Here is a 17,009-nt window from a genome sequence, read left to right as displayed (position 1 = left end):
ATATATGAGGGCAAAGGCAAAGCATGGAGACGCACTATTATGCACTTGCATAATAGTGCGTCTGTGTATAGCTTTCAGCATAAAGAACTGCTCAGGGAGAGTTTCAACAGGGCGGCAGGGATATCTCTTTGGCCCCCGCTTGCAGAGCGTTTTTAGGCTCCAAAGTGTGTCGAGCGGAGGCTGAAGACTTTGCGTGAAACACAAACCAATAGTGATTAACCGGCAAAGCGAAGCTGCGCTTTCCGGAACAATGGAATTATGCCCATGCGCGACCCGCGTTACGACATACTCTTCGAACCCATCAAGATCGGTCCGGTCACCGCGCCTAACCGTTTTTATCAGGTGCCGCATTGCAGCGGCATGGGTCATCGCTATCCCGACGCTGATCGACATATGCGGCGTATGAAGGCGGAAGGCGGTTGGGGTGTCATTGCCACACAGGAAACCGAAATCCATCCCACTTCCGACATAACGCCGTCCAATCAGGGCAGGCTGTGGGACGACAAGGACATTCCTCGTCTCATCCAGCTCACGGAGGCTGTGCATGAGCAGGGAAGCCTCGCAGCCATTCAACTCGTGCACAACGGCATCCACATCGCCAACCGACTGACGCGACTTTCACCGATCGGACCGTCCGACATTATGGTCGATGTGGAAGATCCGGTTCAGGCGCGCGCCATGGATAAAAGCGACATAGCCCAATTCCGCAAATGGCATCGCGATGCGGCCTTGCGCGCCAAGCGTGCGGGCTTTGACATCATCTATATCTATGCCGGTCACGACATGACGCTTCTGCAGCACTTCCTGCTTAACCGTTATAACAAGCGCACGGATGAATATGGCGGCAGCTTTGAAAACCGCCTGCGTCTGTTTCGCGAGGTGATTGCCGATACGCGCGACGCAGTAGGCGATAAATGCGCCATTGCGGTGCGATTTGCCGTAGAGGAGTTTTTGGGCGCGGAAGATCTGACCCATGACGGTGAAGGACGCGATGTTATAACAGCGCTGGCCGACGAACCCGACCTGTGGGACGTTAACCTTTCAAATTGGTCGAACGACAGTCAGACCTCCCGGTTCTCGCAGGAAGGCTTTCAGGAGGAGTTTGTTTCCTTCGTAAAACCTCTCACCTCGAAACCCGTCGTCGGGGTAGGGCGTTACACTTCCCCCGACGCGATGGTGCGTGCAATCAAGAAGGGCATTTTCGATCTGATCGGCGCAGCGCGGCCATCGATTGCCGATCCCTTCCTGCCAGCGAAAATTCGCGATGGCCGTATCGACGATATCCGCGAATGCATCGGCTGCAACATCTGCACGGCAAGCGATAATACGGTTGCCCCGATGCGCTGCACGCAAAATCCGACGATAGGCGAAGAATGGCGCAAGGGCTGGCATCCGGAAATCATTCCGCCCCTGCAGAAGCAGCAATCGGTGCTCATTATTGGCGGCGGCCCCACCGGGTTGGAAGCGGCGCGCGCCATGGCGCAGCGCGGCGCGGAGGTGGCGCTGGCTGAGGCTACACAAGAGTGGGGTGGTCGCGTTACGCAGGAATGCCGCCTTCCCGGGCTTGCTGCCTGGGGCCGTGTGCGGGATTGGCGCCTTGGCCAATTGCGGCAGGCATCCAACGCGCAACTTTATCTTGATAGCCGGCTTAGCGCGGAAGATGTTCTTTCCTTTGGCATCCCGCACATAGCAATCGCCACAGGGGCGCGCTGGCGTAACGATGGTGTGGGGCGGGTTCATCGTGACCCGCTCGATTATCTCGCAGAGGGGACGACAGTCGGCGTCAATGCACTGCTCGAAAACGGCGTGGCTGCGCTTGCGAACGATGGTCCGGTCGTCGTCTTCGATGACGATCGTTATTATATGGCGAGCGTTCTTGCCGAGCTTATCGCTTCATCAGGGCGATCCGTGACTTTCATCACTCCTGCCTCGATTGTCGCGCCATGGACAGAACACACGCTCGAACAGATTCGCGTGCAGCGTCGCCTGATTGAAAAAGGCGTTGAGATTATCCCGCTGCATCAGCTTGCAGGACGGACGAACGATACGCTCAATATCGCCTGCTCCTATTCCGGAAAAATACGGACGATCGACTGTGCGACGCTGGTTCCGGTCACCTCACGCCTGCCAAACGATCAACTCTGGCATGATCTGGTAGCCTTGAAACATCAATGGATGGATCATGGTTTGGAAACCGTCGAACGCATTGGGGACTGCCTTTCTCCCGGTATCATCGCGACCGCAACCCATGCAGGGCATGGCTATGCGAGAAGCCGAGGTTCCCAACCAATGGAAGCTGATTACGATATTTACCGGTGAGGATTGCTAGAGTTGGCGCTGCGCTTTCCGGCTTTTTATTGGTGAGAACAAAACCGTGGGAGAACGTCCTGATGATTTTGGCGAACTTCCTGTTAGTCGCACCGGAACTCTATTCATCGGTGCTGGCTTGATATTGTTAATTCCGCCGGAATTCGACCATATTCCGGATTGAACGCTTCGAAGATGCTGGAAGCTCGCTGAAATTGTGCTAGCCAATGCCAACTGCGAAACCCAATGTTGTTTGTCAGCCGGAGCGTCCGCGTAGTGGTGCTGGCATAATGACTATGTAGGTTGCACTTCATCCAAGTAATCAGAACTGGTGACGGGACAGTGGTGTCAGAGCCAGCTGATGGTGGTCTACCGGATGCTCGCTTGGTGAGGTTTCCTGACAATTTGTCTCCTGGCCTCATAACTTCTTAGCGGGAATACTTGCTTGCGCGTGTGTCGCGGCGAACATCCTACTAAAGGCTGCCGAGACACTTCAGTGTTCAACGATGGCGCATCACTTGCTTCGCTGCTCGAAATTCCAATCGCAGCCACCAGAACCGGGATGCGGCACGAGTGATACGGTGTGGGTGCGAGTTGACTGGAAATCTCGCTCCAAGGTGCCACATCGCCTGACAAAAGGATAGCACCGTGCGGCTCCGAATATCGGCGTCATCCAATCCAATATGTAAGCGCAGATCGGCGCTGCATCGCATAACCCAAATTGCTTCCTAGCAAGACTGCTCCGCCTTCAGCGTGGTGTTCAATTTGCCACAAAAAACCTCGGCGCGGGGGCTGCCGAGGTTGCGCCGGAAAAGCGGGGGCTTCAACAGCGCGTTTTCATCATGTCACAATCCAGGGAATATGCAACCAGCTGCCAAATCGCTTAAAGCGTCCAGCCGTAAACCGCGAGAGCTGCCCCACCAACGGCACCAATCACCGACCACCCAACCATGCTAATACCCATGAAGCTGTGATAAGTGTCCGCTGAAATTTTCTTGAAAGCTGCGGCCACAAAAAGGTTTGCAGCGGCACCGACGATCAGACCGATACCGTTGGCGACGTAAGCGGCTGGATGAAGCGCCATGCTCTGCATGAAATACGGCCGCAGTAGGAAAGTCGCTCCAAGCATCCCTGCAATCAGCACAAATACCGATACCATTCCGAAGCCTGACCATCTTACGAGCATTTACTGAATTACCTTTGTCTTGAGGGGACGTATGGCGATAATGACGCTTGCTCGTTGGTCGAGCAACCCACCGCTAGACGTTTCCTCAAGAAAAACCGTTCGTGTCCTCACTCCATCATCGAGTTTCAGGCACGCAATCCAACAGACAAAATAAGGAGAATACAATGGCCAAGGGAACCTTTGCTAAAGCGATGCCGCCTGTCTCCTCGGAAGAGGACGGATACGTCGACCGTCCGAAAGAGCCGGCGGCGCGACGAATATGGGCATCACGCTCTCTACGCTGTCCGCCTGGAGGGGCGAAAGGTATCGAAAGTCGAGGTGAAGGCTCTGGCCAAATCCAAAGCAATGGATATCTACCGTGAGAACTACTTCAGAAGATTGTCCGCGTCGATCAGGACAGCGTCGTCGGTCGCGCCCCTGTTCGGCCTGATCTAACCTCAGAAGTAGGTCCAAAAACTGATCCGCACTCTCATCTGAAAAGTCCGTTGCCAGGCGCAATTCCAAAGTTTGGGCGATTGCTTAGGCAGACTGCAAGGTCCCCGGTATCACGCCGATTGCGCGCCGTGCTTTAAATGGTATTTTTTGACTTCTTTCATAACCTGTGACGTTAAAGACGGTTGAAACTCCGCGAAGTTGGGCGGTGGATGGACTTAACCGTTATAGCTAGCGAACTTACGGATTTCGCTGCGATTTGCAGCGCGAGCACCTGTTGGATCTTAAGCCGACTGATCTAAAAATGGGGCTCCGGATTCTTCCGAAGCCCTTCTTGCGTAATGTCGCTCTTACCTGCGATAGGCTAAACCACCCCAGATGCGGCCTTCGTCACGATGACGACCGCCATGGACCGCACCGATGTACGCGGCCACGGCTGCAACGAGCGCAGATGCCGCAAGGAGGAACGCCGTCAGAATACCAGTTATTCTGGCCTTCTCAGCTGCGTCGGCTGCCTTTGCTTTGACTTCTTCCGCGGTTTTTGCAGCCTGGGCCTGAACGTCAGCAATCGCCTTTTTCGCTTCTTCCACTCTGGCCTGAGCTTCGGTGCGCAGTGCCTGCACACGCTCTACGGACTGGTTTACACGCGCCTGTGCGTCGGTTTGACTAAGGCCAGTTCGACTAGCAACCTGGTTAGTGAGCCATGTACGATCCGCGTCGGAGATTTCACCCGTGCTTAGGAGATTTCCGAGGATACCACTGACTTGACGTTGGAAATCCGCCATATTCTGGGCTTCCTGGCCAACCACCGAGCTACCCTGGCCATCCGTGCGCAGGAGACTATCCGTGAGGTAATCCAACGGGTTTGTTTTCAAACCCTCTGGCAACATTTGTTCAACGGATGGAGCAGCCGCTTGACCTGCGCCCTGGGCTAACCCGGACACCGCTTGCCCGGCGCCTGAAGCAAGTCCACCAGCTAATTGACCAGCACCTTGCGCAGTTGCACCAGCCACAGTTCCTGCGGTCTGCACAGCGGTTTCAGCGGCACTTCCAACTGCTTTTGCGCCGCCGGAGATAGCGCTAACGAGCAACAGCGTCGATATGATTGTGCCAAGGCCCCATACAACGAGGCCGTTTAATCCGTCTCGAACGGTCAATTCATCGCGTGTAGCTGTCCCAGCAGGTCGCCGCATTCTTCCGGTGATGTAGCCACCAAGCATGTAGGAAGCGACCATTGATATGATCATAAAAAGCGCAGTGACCACGAGCCAAACTACGCTTATGTCTCCCCCTTCATCGACGGAGAATGAACTTAAACCGAGACCACTGGCAAAGGTGGTGAGGACAGCCATAACACCAGATGCGACTGTGGCGCCAGCGAAGATGGCGGCCCAGTCAACGTAGCCGCGATCATTCGTGTTTTCTACAATAGTTGGATCTACCATCAGCGTAATCCCAGAAAAGAGAGGATGAACAACACGATAACGACTAGACCGACTAAATAGATAATGGAGTTCATTTTGAGTATCTCCTTTCGACAAAGAAGCAACCGGCTTGCAATTCTTTATTGCGGCGGGTTTTTCTATCTGTGACAACTCGCCAGCCACCAAAAAGTTTCAGCGAAAGGCGATTATTGGTTTGATCAATCTTTCGATCGGTCAGGGTAGGGCTCTTTAGGTACCCGTATATTAGGATTGCCCGGCGCGTTTGTTTGCTCGTGCGTGGGTTTCTCCTGATGGTCCCTCGGTTCGACCGGTGATGGGTCGGTTGCGTCCTTTTCCCGTACCAGATCGGGATCTGACCATGGATTTTTCTTCTGGGCCATTTTGCTCGCTCCAAAGCCTATTTCGTCTTGCTGGTTTCTTTCTTCAGAGAATTCCGCAGTGCATCCATGATATTAATGACATTGCCGGTGGCTGGTTCCGTTTCGGCCTTTTTGGACTTTGCTTTTACCGGTTTCTTCAGCGACTTCTTTTTGTCTGCGATTATGTCGAGGAGGCGTTCCTGCACTGGATCGTGAACCAGGTCGGGGCTCCAATCTCGTGTTTGCTTTTTTATGAATTTCTCAATCAGAGGAAGCGCATCGGAGCCGGCTTTTTCATTGCCGATCCTTGCAAAATATAAATCCTCGTCGCGTACTTCATCGCCATAGCGCAGCGTCCAGAGAACTATCCCTTTACCTCTGGGCTCCAGCATTACAGCCCGCTCACGACGAGACAGGACCAGCCGGGATATACCCACCCTATTCTCGGCTTTCATTGCTTCACGAATGACAGCAAACGCCTCCTCGCCGACGGGATCGCTCGGGGTTAGATAATAGGGAGTATCGAGCCATATCCATCCAATGCTCTCGCGTGAGGTGCACCCCGCACGCGCCGATACCCGTAACGAACCCGTGTCTGACAGATGTTCTTGTTCCCGACCTTCAGTTCAGCCTGCTCGTCGCGCCTTGACTTGTAGACATAAAGTGACCGGTCAATCTTGAGCACCGAACAGGCGCGTTGTACCGAGACTTTCCAATCCGACTTAATAGTGTCGACAAGCGCTCTTAATGGGATGGTTCGCCTCGTCCTTCCACCCCACATAAGGGAGACGAACAAAAAAGGGAGGATCGTCATGAGCGTTCGTAACAAATCCCGAGAAGCAGCCGTATTGCGTCGACATTGGCAAGAACGTGTTCCACGTCGTCGGATTGGACCCTGCTGGTCATCATCCAATACAAAAGGCGACTTTCCGGCGTGACACTGTCCTGCAATTCTTCGAAGGAGCTACGCCGACAATCGTTGGAATAGAGGCATGCCCCGGTTCACCGTGGCTGGCGAGGAAGCTCCAAGGCTTTGGCCACACAGTTCGAATTGTTGCTGCAAAATTTGTGGAGCCCTTCGTCAAATCCAACAAAAGTGACATCATTGATGCCGAAGCTATAGCCGGGGCCGTGACACGGCCAACAATGCGGTTTGTCGAGGTGCGTACGTCTGATCAGATCGATGTTCAGGCACTGCATAGAGTACGAGGTACGAGACCGCCTCCTGGCTCAGCGCACCAGGGTTATATGCCAGATGCGCGCCTTCTGCCTCGAATACTGCATTGCGATGCATCAGGGGCGGGTAAGTTCAAGGCGGACATGCCGAGGGTCCTGGAGGATGAGGACAACGACCTGTCGGCACCAATGCGGCAGTTGCTTATGTCTCTCTTCGAGGACATTCGCTATCTTGAGCAAAGAATTGCTGAAGTGAGCCGTCAGATCGAAGCAGCGGCCAACGCGGACGATACCGCCCGTCGCCTCATGACTGTTCCCGGCATCGGGGCATTGACTGCTACTGGGCTATTGGCTGCAGCGGGAACGGGTCGCCAGTTCAAAAGGACTCGCGACATGGCCGCCTGGTTGGGACTTGTTCCGCGAGGGCATTCAACTGGAGGGAAAACCACATTACTGGGTATCAGCAAGCGGGGAAGGTATATTGGCAACAGAGTACATGGCCTATGCAATATAATCTCACAGCGAAGCGTCTCCTATTAAGTAGATGAGAGGCTGTTGAGCGATGGATTATGGTCAGTTTCTCATTACAATAGCCGCGACGCCCTCCCGCTGCGCCGTTTGGCGTTGTTGTAATAGTTGGAGGCCTGCTGGACGGAGCGATGGCGGGATTGTTCCATGGCTTCGGGCAGCGGAATGCCACGATTGGCTGCTTCGGTGAGATAGCCGGAGCGCAGGCCGTGCGCGGAGAATTCACTTGCATCGAGACCAGCCATTTGCGCGCGTTGCTTGACGATCCGGTTGACCGCGCTCGGTTCCAGAGCCCGCGCGGAAACGTTGCCCCAACGATCCACTTTGCGAAACACGCTGCCCTTGTCGATTTTGGCGGCTTCCAGCCAGCGCGTGAGGGCTTCGACGGGTCGTCCGGTCAGATAGACCATCTCGTCCTGATCGGCGCCACTGGTTTTGGTCCGGCCGAGATGAATGGCGAGCGAGGGGAGGGGAGAACCATCGTCGTCAGTGACAGGCACCTGTTTGACAAACTGTTCTACGCGCAAGCCCGCAATTTCACTGCGCCTTCGTCCGCCCGAGGCAAAGGCCACCATCAGGATGGCCCGATCCCGCAAAGCGGTGAGATCCTCGCCGGAACAGGTCGCCAGCAGCTTGCCGAGGATATCACCAGTGATGGCGCTGGCACTCTTGCGGCTTGGTGGTCGGTTAATGGCGCGGACCGCAAGCCTGATCGCCGATTTGACGGCCGGTGACGAAAACGCCCCTTCCAGGCCGCGCCAGCGGGTCAGCGTCGACCAGTTGGCCAGACGCCGGCGCACGGTTGCCGGCGCATGCGGTCCGGACACACGCAGAAAGCCTTGGCTGCGCAATACCTGCTCCACAGTGGACGGCATGCCGTGCTCGGGTTCGATTTCGCGCTGCTGCGGCCGCCACAGATGATGGGCCACGAAGTTCAGGAGCAGGGCTTCCGGTGCGGGAAAGGGGAGGGGTCTGCCGGTTGCGGCCATTGACCAGGCTTCGAGATAGGCCAGGTCCGACGTCAGGGCCCGCAGCGTGTTTTCGCCCATGCCTTCATTGACCAGATGACGCAGCGTTTCGACATCCTCATCCGTCAATATCCCGGCGAGCCTGCCGCGGCGGCTCAGCGGCAGAACAGCCGCTATCGTATCTAAAGTCTCGGTGCGTTTTTCAATCGAACTTGACGACGAGCTGCTCATTTCGGCAGTCCGTTCTCGTCATATAGTTCATCGTGGTTCGAAGTCTGGTGCGTGTTTGCAGGCCTTCCCTTAAGCGCCAGCGCCCAGACTTCATCCCATGTGCCCTGGCCGTTCTGCGAAATTGGCACGATCGCGGCAATAGGATCGCCAGCTCGACAGATGACAACCTCGTCATCGCGCAAAACGATGTCGATCAGTTCCTCAAATCGCTCCGCTGCCTCGGCAATGTCCACGAATACCTTCCCCGCCACTGCCCTTACCAGACGCGCTCATGCAGAATCGCGTCGAAGGCCAGATCCGTCGAGATGAAAGTGCAGTGCTCAAGCCGCGCCTGAGCGGCGAGAATCCGGTCCCACGGATCGCGATGTTCCCAATCAAAATTTGCTGCAAGTTCGGCATGCAGATCGGTGATGGCTAGTGTTTGCAGGCCGCTTTCCGTGACGGCTGCCCGCAGTTCCTGGGGCTTGAGATCAAGCTTGTTCAGGCGCATCTTGTTGTCCAGTTCGTAGAACGTGACCGCACTGACGAGGATAGCATTTGCCTTGTCCTCGATCAGCGATCGTGCCTTCGTGGACAGGCGATCACTACCGATTGTCCACCAGTAGACGGCGTGGCTGTCGAGCAGGATTTTCATTGCGTATTTTCGCTATTGTTGGATTTGCCTTGCCAGACGCCGGTATCATCATTCCAGTCGCCGGCATCGATCGCCGCCTGCTCTGCATCAACTGTATCGAACAGGTTGTCGGGCAGGCGACGATGGCGCAACAGGCCAAATGGGCGCTTGCCACCGTCAGCTGCTGGACCGATGCGGGCGTAAACTTCGTTGCCACGCATGATGACGATCTCTTCGCCCTGGTTGGCGCGATCGAGGACTTCGGCGAAATTCTTGCGGGCTTCGCTGATCTTGTAGCTTGTCTGGGGCATCGGGACCTCCGAAATTGGCCGTACGCCATTGATACCATTGTTTTACAGCACGTACAAGTGCCTCGTACACATCACCTTCGATAAGAGGTACTTATCGGAGGTTATTAGCCCATCCCGACACCATCGCCAGTGCCGGACAGTAAATATTCTCTGGTGTCCGTTTGAAAAATTGTTTACAATAAATTCAATGCGTTACGATCTCGACCAATTGCCTCTGAAGACCCTGCTGTCATCGTTGGCCCGTGCCAGTGAAGCCCTGGCGCGTCTGGATGAGCGTCTTGCTTCTTCGCCGGTCGGCACAGGGCTGATCGAACGGTTGCATTTTGCCGATGCCTGCGCCTCGCTGTGGCTCGACGGCGAACTCGTCGAGATGGAAGATCTCGTCCTGCATGAAGCAGCCCGCGATATCCGCTCACCGAGCCACGCCCTGACCATTGCCCGCGATGTGTTGCAGACAAGGCGACGCATCGTGGCGCAGGCGCCCGATTGGGCGCTGAGCCCGAACGGTTTGCGCAGCCTTCGGGTTGGCGGGCAGGCGTGGCCTGCACCATCGCCTGGTGGGGGCATCGCCGCGGAGTTCGAAAGCGCTGTGGTGCCGAATGCGACGGTCGATGGGCAGCATCGGAACGGGGAGGGGAGAAAAAATCGTCTGGATGACGGGCTCGACCTGCCCGGCGTTGATCTCGACGCCATCGACGCGGTGCTGGCACGCTCCGAAACGGTTTTGGCCAGGGCGAAGGAGCCAGAGTGGTTGCCGAGGAGGGAGGCGGACCCGCTGATCCGCGATCCCGACTGGGATGAAGAGGAACGGCTCGACGAATGGCGGACGGTGTTACGTTCGATCAGCGATTTTCCGCCGGTGCTGCAGGCCATCCTGGCACTCGATGCCTGGAACGAGCTCGCGGTTTTGCAGCGGGCGCCGTGGCTTGGCCGCTTGCTGGCCGCATCCCTGCTTCGGCGCGAAGGTCTGACCACGAAGGCGCATCTGCTCGCCTTCAATGCCGGCCTGAAAACCATCCGTGTCGAACGGCGGCGTCATCGCAATTTTGATACCCGGCTACTCGCCAGTCTCGACGGGCTGTTGGCCGGTATCGAGCTCGGCTTCAAGGAGCATGACCGGCTGCTGCTGGCACGCCAGATGCTGGAACGGCGGCTGAAGGGCAGGCGGGCCTCGTCAAATCTGCCGGGACTCATCGAGCTGGTGCTGGCGAGGCCACTGGTTTCGGCGGGGATGATCGCCACCGAACTCGACATCACGCCCCGTGCCGCACTTCGCCTTGTCGAAGAGCTCAATCTGCGCGAAATGACCGGCAGGGGGCGGTTTCGGGCGTGGGGAGTGATTTGACACGTGTCTGACCCAGGCGCTTTTGAATGATTTTGCACGAATTACGAACGAAATATTTTAACATACTTAGCGACAAGCCGAAGGAGTTGCTTCACCGAAGCGATAGTTAGCAGCAGCGTAAGGGCGAGCGTGAGCACGAACATTGCTTTGACGTCGTCAAACGCCCACTCGGCGTGATGATGCCATATTTCAATGATGATGGCCGCCCCTCGTGGTGCCAGTATTGCGATTGAAGCTAGGGCCGCGAATGCAAGCGGCAAAGCCTTACTCAGTATAGCACTCACAATCTTCGCTCGTTGAGGTCCTCGATCGTCAGGGTCGGCAGCGGGCTTTAGATCAAGTGCAGCTGTTACATCCGGTAGCCAGAGAGTGTAGAGAGCGGTAAGGACGGCCAGTACGAGGCTTGCCGCGGATATGGCGTCAGACAAATGATTTGAAGTGCTCATGGATAAAGATTCTGGAGTTCAATGAAGGCACCATTTGCCACAAGATATGTGTCAAAAGTCCCCGGCTTACGCCTAATCGGGCTGCGCGGGGCAACAGCTGCAGACAGCTGAGCGTTGAGCATTTCGATCACTACAGCGTTTGGAAACCGTGCGACTCGCTCAGCGCCGTCTTCACCTTCACAAGCTGCGATAAAACGGCGGGCCGCCGCCTCCATTGTTTCTTTCAGACGCGCCCGATGTCGGGATAGCGTTGTCCGCAGAAGCGCTCGGCCTTGCAAACTCGTAAGATTAAACAGACGGGCGATGTGCTCGTCTGTTGGGAAGCTTTCGGTAGGCAACGCACGTAGGATTTCCGCCAAACGACGCTCGCGCATATCTGCCACCCCTGTAAGGGCCTGGCCAGCGAACATTTCAACGTATTCTCTTAGGGCTGCCGGCGCATACAGCTGGAGAATTTCTCCTACATCTTCTTGGGCGCAGCCCAGTGTGTCAGCGAGAACCGCAGCATGATCGTCGGACAAATCGAAACTAAAGTTTACGAGAATTTCGGGCATCGTTTATCCTTCAGGCCAATGATATGGCACGAGTGCGCTATCTCCCCGCCACTCCCTCACGATAGAGTCTTCAAACCAATCGTCAGTGAGGTGCGCGTGATCAAGAACGATTACTTGGAAGTCCGGCTTGATCTCTTGGCAAGCATGGGCCATCAGCTTGAATAGGGCTTTGACGGCAGCCCTGTCAGCATCCTTTTCAATCTGCTCGAGTCCGCCTTCCGAGATATCCGGCGGATAGTAGGCTTGTGTGGGCTGATCGAAAATGAGGAAGCCAGGTACGGGGCGGTCCCGTTCGCGAAGCCACCAGTGGATCGCAAGGTGGCTGAGCACGTGATAGCCCACCCAGTTTTCGCCACTTCCCATTCGGTTCAATGGGATTGGGCCATCAACAGTGTTGGCGACCACCGTGAGCTTCTTGACGTCCAATCGCAGCGAGCTGCCGTTATGTTCCAGGTCAAGCAGCTCGGAATAGTCCGTCATCTTCTGGCTGATGAAGCTCAGGATCGTCTGCAGTCGCGATTCTATATCGTCGCTGTTGATGCGGGAGCGAACCGCAGCAATCAAGCCTTTGATCTGCTCGATCTCCGCTGCAAGCTCCAGATCGTCCCGATCCGGCGCCATCGCTTCAAGAAATTCCGCGAGCCGACCAAGGAAGCGGCCGCGCGACACGATCAGGTCCTGACGGGCTTTGGCGGCCTCATCATCGAGGACAGCGCGCTGGAGTTCCCTTTGAACCAGCTTCAGATTGTCGGTGGCTTCGCCAATCTTGCTTTCGAGATCAGCGATATGCCGTTGGATATGGGGATTGTCGCGATAAAGGCCATCAAGCTGGGTGCTGACCCGCCGCAGCGAGTCCCGGACCTGCGTAACGCGTGGAAGAGGGGACTCCAGATGCGAATCGCAGAAGGGGCATTGGTCCGGCGATTCGATGTCGGAGTTGAACAGCTCGATGCTCTTCAAGCGGGATCGCTGTTCGCTGACCTCGCGGGAATATTCGGTCTGGTCGGAGAAAAAGGCTCGTGCGGCTCGAATGTCCTGATTGAGATCTCCCAGACGCTCCTGAAGCGTGCTCTGCTCCCCACGGAGGCGCGCAATGGTCTCGCCGAAATCGGATGTGAGGTCGGGTTGATCGATAGCGCTCTCCCCGATCCTTGCCAGGAAGGCGAAAACACTATCGTCCACAGCCTGATAGTCCTGTCGGATCAGTCCGACCTTCTTTCCTTCGTTCAGAATCCTCGTCAATCGCGACCGGCTGACATCAACTGCCTGCACGTGCTTAGCCTGCTGAGCCTCTAGAAGCCGCAACTTCTTTTGGAGTTCGTCCAACTCCGCGAAAAGCCGGAAATGATCTTCATCGACGGCACCGAGAAAATACGGGAGGGTGTCTTTCATCGCTTGAGGCAGGAACTGCTCATTCATCCGATGGAAGAGCTGGTCCTGGCTGGCGATGGTGTTCTGCTTCTGGAAGCAAAGGAAAAGCGCGTGTCCGATATCTGCTTCCAATGGCGGTCGGGTGCCTGAAGTTGGTCGGTGCTCATTCTCCTGGATCCCCGCAAATCGCGTCACGAACTCCTTGAGGCTCTCCTCGGTGGTGTTTTTCGTTATCTCATCAAGGGAGGGATAGGCGAGGTTTTGACCGCGGCAGAAAAACACCTTGGAACCCGTGCCCGCGCCCGGACCTGGGTTGTCACGGGCGATGAATACCTCGTCCTCGCCCTTGGCAATGTGCAGACCGAACCATGACACCTTCTTGCGGATTGTTCCTTCGGCGACATTGTAGCTACCGCGACCAAGGCAGTAGTCGACGATATCAATGATCGCCGATTTGCCGGTCTTGGATTTGCCTGTGATAATATTCAGACCGGTTTCACGAAACGGAACGATCTGCTGTTCGCCGACGTGGCTATAGATGACAATTGCCTTGATAATGAAACTCATGGACGTACTCCCAACGCCGCTGCGATGGAGGTTTCAGATCCGGATTTTGCAAGCCATCTACCCATGAACTTTGATCTATCTATGATTTCTTTAGTTTCTGCAGTGGTGTCGTCCAAGAACGACTTTGGAAAAGTTGCACGGCGTTCGCCGGCCCGAAGGTTTCCCTCATCGTCGACAGTAATCGTCTTTGTCGCGAACCCGAAGAGCACGCTCTCTTTCAAATAGGGCGTCAGGTTCTGCGCTCTCGACGCGAATCCGATGAGCAGATCCTCGTTATCCTGAATCCACGCATATAGTGATGTGACCGTCGAATAAGGCAGCCGCTCCCGGCTGCTTCGATGCAAGGCGGTCGATAGCGCAATAATCAGCAGGAAAAGCGACGCTCCATCACGGCCATCCTTGGTGAAGCCGCGTAAAAATTCGTGCGAAAGCGCACAGAGAAACGAGGGGCCGAAGAGGTTTGCTTCCTCAGGAGGGCGTCGAGCCCAGGTATCAAGCCGAGGCATCATCAACTCCGACCGAAAGATGATCTATGTAATTCGGATGCCATCCGACCTTCACCCGGTCAGCTAATCCATGGAATGATCCCGCCGTGATCCACGTCTCGATCACATTGCGGAATTCGATCTGCTGCTGGCTTGCCCAGTGAAATACTTTTCGCCCCATCGCGTTCTTCGAAGCATCATCGGCCGTGTGGGCTTCGCCACACTCTTCCTCGAATTTGCGCTCCCAGGAATCCTGGAGCTTTGCCTCATATCGTGCGACGTCGCCGTCAAGGAGCAGGTTTTCTCTCGCCCATTTTGATCGCTGAGTGTTCGACCGATAGAAGTCCTGAATTCCGCGCTTTATCGCCGTCTCCGACAGCTGGATTAGACGCATCTGCTTGACGTAGGTCTCGTCTTCGTCCTCAATCGAATAGGGCCGCTCGCCGAACTCGCTGGGATCGCTCACAGGAAGGCCAACCGGTCCGTAAAATGAGGCGAACTCCTGTGCCTTGATTGCTATGTGCTGGACCGGAATATCGGATGTCTCGGAGCCAACGAGGCGTTTCGCAACTGCGCCAAGCCACCAGCCTTCGAGCGATTGCGCGACCTTGTCGGCGGAACTGGCCGACAGGATGCGAAGCTCGCCTTCGACTTCGTCGAGAACGTTGTGCAGATCTGGCGCGCCATCCACCACGGTAATTGTGGCGAGCAACACATCGGCTTCCTCATCGGTTAAGGCTAGAAAGTCGTTACGGCCCGCCTCCGATGTTTTGTTGGTTGATGTGCGCGCGGCCGTTGCCAGTCGCTGTCTTGCCATCTGACGTTCCGCAGGTCCGCAGCCGGCGCGTAGCATGGCGAGGCCCCCATCATCAGGCGCTGTCGCGGTCGTAATGAGAAACCGCCGCGTATCGGCATTCGAAAAGGAGCCTGCCTTTAGTTGTGAAATCCAGATGCGAAGGGTTTTCCAGACATCGACACTGTTATCCGTGACGTCCTTCGGACCGATATGATGCTTGGCTTGGACGACGCAATGCGCGAGATCTTCTTCATGGAAAGCTATATCGTCGAACTTTTCGATCGAGATATGGCAATTAGGTTTAATCTTCATCTCACGGATCGCAAGCAGTAGAGCGAGCCGACATTGAAAAAGATAACCGGCTAGCGATCCTGATGCATCATATTGATTGGATTTCTGCAAACGACGCCCCCACGAAGTTGATGGAGCCAAGATAAACCAACCTAACGAGGAAATTCTACTAATAAATTGTGGGTTTCCACGGTTGCTGATGCATTTTCTGCACCTCTCACAGTAGGTGCCAGTTGCCCATATCGCACTTAGCCGAAAACAGCTGCGAAGAATCTTGAATGGCAATCAATTAATTTCCGGCCATCGTTTAGCGTATTGTGCCCAGAGTGAATTGTTCGCAACCGCTACGATCAGGACATTGCGGAGCATGTCCCGGGGCAGCAAGCGAGGCGCCTAGTTTGTCGTGGCACGAGTCCTACCCAGGCGGCCGGTTCGCCAGCCATAATGAACGTCAGCGCGCTCCCTACAGGATTGCAAACCCAGCCTAATCTCCACTTATTGTTCGTTTACCAAGCCATCCCGCTGGTCAATGTCGCCTTCACATCGCAGAGAGGTGGCTCGGGAAATCTGCACAGCTCGGATAAGTGGAATTTCTGCCTGAGTTTGGCTTAGATGCCAGGAACAGGAGATACCATGACGAGACGACCGCGCCGGAGCCATAGCCCGGCTTCCAAGGCAAAAGTGGCGCTTGCCGCGATCCGAGGTGAGCAGACACTGGTGGAATTATCTCAGCAGTTCGACGTGCATGCCAATCAGATCAAGCAGTGGAAAGACCAGCTCCTTGATGGGGCGACAGGCGTTTTCGGCGATGAAGCGAAGGCGGAGCCGGCCGGACCGAGCATCGATGTGAAAACGCTTCACGCCAAGATCGGCGAACTGACCTTGGAGAACGATGCTTCGCTTGGGGCTTACGCGGCCCCACTGGGGCCACGGACCCCGCTACGATATCCAGTGCGCTCGGCAAGGCGGGATTGCTGGGCGGAAAGAAATGATCGACCGCGAGCACAAGCTGTCGGTCGTGAGGCAGGCCAGGCTCCTCGGCTTCAGCCGTGGCAGCGTCTACTATTCGCCGCGTCCAGTATCTGATGGCGATCTTGCCCTGATGCGCCGGATCGACGAGCTGCATCTCGAATATCCGTTCGCGGGAAGTCGGATGTTGCAAGGGCTTTTGAAGGGAGAAGGCCTGGAAACTGGGCGGCTGCACGTCGCCACGCTGATGAAGAAGATGGGTATCGAGGCGATCTATCGTCGCCCGAACACGTCAAAACCAGCGCCAGGTCACAAAATCTATCCCTACCTCCTGCGCAAGCTGGCGGTTACCCGGCCCAATCAGGTATGGGCGATGGACCTGACCTATGTTCCGATGGCTCGCGGATTTGTCTATCTCTGCGCCGTCGTGGACTGGTTCAGCCGTCGCGTTCTGTCGTGGCGATTATCGATCACGATGGAGGCGGACTTCTGTATCGAAGCGGTCGAGGAAGCGCTGGCTCGCTATGGAAAGCCGGACATATTCAACACCGACAGTCAGAAGATGATAGCCAGTTCCCGGGCGGTTTGTCTCAAACACCGATCGATCGCTTGGTAGGCTGGCGCTGCAA

At 55.9% G+C, this 17,009-nt stretch carries 14 protein-coding genes and 2 pseudogenes; 4 read left to right on the top strand and 12 right to left on the bottom strand.

The window, feature by feature from the left end; translation table 11 throughout:
• Positions 1 to 258: 258 nt before the first annotated feature.
• Positions 259 to 2,319 carry an oxidoreductase gene (locus JNC63_RS11110; protein WP_075041741.1) on the top strand — a complete coding sequence of 687 codons (2,061 nt, stop codon included), beginning with the start codon at positions 259 to 261 and terminating at the stop codon, positions 2,317 to 2,319.
• 871 nt (positions 2,320 to 3,190) lie between these two features.
• On the opposite strand, the gene JNC63_RS11105 is transcribed toward JNC63_RS11110, so the two are convergent.
• The 3 genes and pseudogenes from JNC63_RS11105 to ku form a co-directional block, all read right to left on the bottom strand.
• Positions 3,191 to 3,466, bottom strand: coding sequence for a hypothetical protein (locus tag JNC63_RS11105; protein WP_006472882.1), 276 nt, complete (start codon positions 3,464 to 3,466; stop codon positions 3,191 to 3,193).
• An 809-nt stretch (positions 3,467 to 4,275) separates the two neighbouring features.
• On the bottom strand, positions 4,276 to 5,370 hold the full coding sequence (locus tag JNC63_RS11100) for a hypothetical protein (RefSeq protein WP_006472883.1): 1,095 nt from the start codon (positions 5,368 to 5,370) through the stop codon (positions 4,276 to 4,278).
• Between the two features lie 397 nt (positions 5,371 to 5,767).
• Positions 5,768 to 6,286: pseudogene (ku, locus tag JNC63_RS11095) on the bottom strand (non-homologous end joining protein Ku); the annotation flags it as partial.
• A 313-nt stretch (positions 6,287 to 6,599) separates the two neighbouring features.
• On the opposite strand from ku, the gene JNC63_RS11090 reads away from it, so the two are divergent.
• Positions 6,600 to 7,445 (top strand): IS110 family RNA-guided transposase, encoded by an 846-nt coding sequence (locus JNC63_RS11090; protein WP_006469782.1) that lies wholly within the window; start codon positions 6,600 to 6,602, stop codon positions 7,443 to 7,445.
• A gap of 44 nt (positions 7,446 to 7,489) precedes the next feature.
• On the opposite strand, the gene JNC63_RS11085 is transcribed toward JNC63_RS11090, so the two are convergent.
• The 4 genes from JNC63_RS11085 to JNC63_RS11070 are packed head-to-tail and all read right to left on the bottom strand — an operon-like array spanning position 7,490 to position 9,556.
• Positions 7,490 to 8,632, bottom strand: a complete 1,143-nt coding sequence (locus JNC63_RS11085; protein ID WP_006469783.1) for a site-specific integrase — start codon at positions 8,630 to 8,632, stop codon at positions 7,490 to 7,492.
• Positions 8,629 to 8,865 (bottom strand): type II toxin-antitoxin system Phd/YefM family antitoxin, encoded by a 237-nt coding sequence (locus JNC63_RS11080; protein ID WP_006472886.1) that lies wholly within the window; start codon positions 8,863 to 8,865, stop codon positions 8,629 to 8,631. The genes JNC63_RS11085 and JNC63_RS11080 overlap by 4 nt, the downstream gene beginning before the upstream one ends.
• A gap of 23 nt (positions 8,866 to 8,888) precedes the next feature.
• Entirely contained in the window at positions 8,889 to 9,266 is a 378-nt protein-coding gene (locus JNC63_RS11075) for a type II toxin-antitoxin system VapC family toxin (RefSeq protein WP_006469785.1), read from the bottom strand.
• Positions 9,263 to 9,556 carry a type II toxin-antitoxin system Phd/YefM family antitoxin gene (locus JNC63_RS11070; RefSeq protein ID WP_006469786.1) on the bottom strand — a complete coding sequence of 98 codons (294 nt, stop codon included), beginning with the start codon at positions 9,554 to 9,556 and terminating at the stop codon, positions 9,263 to 9,265. Before JNC63_RS11070 ends, JNC63_RS11075 begins: the two co-directional genes overlap by 4 nt.
• Before the next feature lie 178 nt (positions 9,557 to 9,734).
• Between JNC63_RS11070 and JNC63_RS11065 the strand changes: the two genes are divergently transcribed.
• Positions 9,735 to 10,901, top strand: a complete 1,167-nt coding sequence (locus JNC63_RS11065) for an RHE_PE00001 family protein (protein ID WP_075041759.1) — start codon at positions 9,735 to 9,737, stop codon at positions 10,899 to 10,901.
• Positions 10,902 to 10,942: 41 nt separating this feature from the next.
• On the opposite strand, the gene JNC63_RS11060 is transcribed toward JNC63_RS11065, so the two are convergent.
• The 5 genes from JNC63_RS11060 to JNC63_RS11040 are packed head-to-tail and all read right to left on the bottom strand — an operon-like array spanning position 10,943 to position 15,696.
• On the bottom strand, positions 10,943 to 11,347 hold the full coding sequence (locus JNC63_RS11060) for a hypothetical protein (RefSeq protein WP_075041739.1): 405 nt from the start codon (positions 11,345 to 11,347) through the stop codon (positions 10,943 to 10,945).
• A complete protein-coding gene (locus JNC63_RS11055) occupies positions 11,344 to 11,901 on the bottom strand; it encodes a hypothetical protein (protein ID WP_075041738.1) in 558 nt (185 codons plus the stop codon). The genes JNC63_RS11060 and JNC63_RS11055 overlap by 4 nt, the downstream gene beginning before the upstream one ends.
• Before the next feature lie 3 nt (positions 11,902 to 11,904).
• The gene (locus tag JNC63_RS11050; RefSeq protein ID WP_075041737.1) at positions 11,905 to 13,839 is read right to left on the bottom strand and encodes a DUF3732 domain-containing protein; all 1,935 of its coding nucleotides are present in this window, start codon (positions 13,837 to 13,839) and stop codon (positions 11,905 to 11,907) included.
• Positions 13,836 to 14,345 (bottom strand): three component ABC system middle component, encoded by a 510-nt coding sequence (locus JNC63_RS11045; RefSeq protein WP_075041736.1) that lies wholly within the window; start codon positions 14,343 to 14,345, stop codon positions 13,836 to 13,838. The genes JNC63_RS11050 and JNC63_RS11045 overlap by 4 nt, the downstream gene beginning before the upstream one ends.
• The gene (locus tag JNC63_RS11040) at positions 14,332 to 15,696 is read right to left on the bottom strand and encodes an ABC-three component system protein (protein ID WP_374846333.1); all 1,365 of its coding nucleotides are present in this window, start codon (positions 15,694 to 15,696) and stop codon (positions 14,332 to 14,334) included. Before JNC63_RS11040 ends, JNC63_RS11045 begins: the two co-directional genes overlap by 14 nt.
• A 348-nt stretch (positions 15,697 to 16,044) precedes the next feature.
• Here JNC63_RS11040 and JNC63_RS11035 point away from each other — a divergent pair.
• Positions 16,045 to 16,954: pseudogene (locus JNC63_RS11035) on the top strand (IS3 family transposase); the annotation flags it as partial.
• Positions 16,955 to 17,009: the final 55 nt, after the last annotated feature.

The organism is Brucella ciceri (assembly GCF_041930145.1).
Classification (GTDB): Bacteria; Pseudomonadota; Alphaproteobacteria; order Rhizobiales; family Rhizobiaceae; genus Brucella; species Brucella intermedia.
The sequence above is the reverse complement of the archived record's forward strand: the minus strand, read 5'-3'. Positions and strand labels throughout refer to the sequence as shown.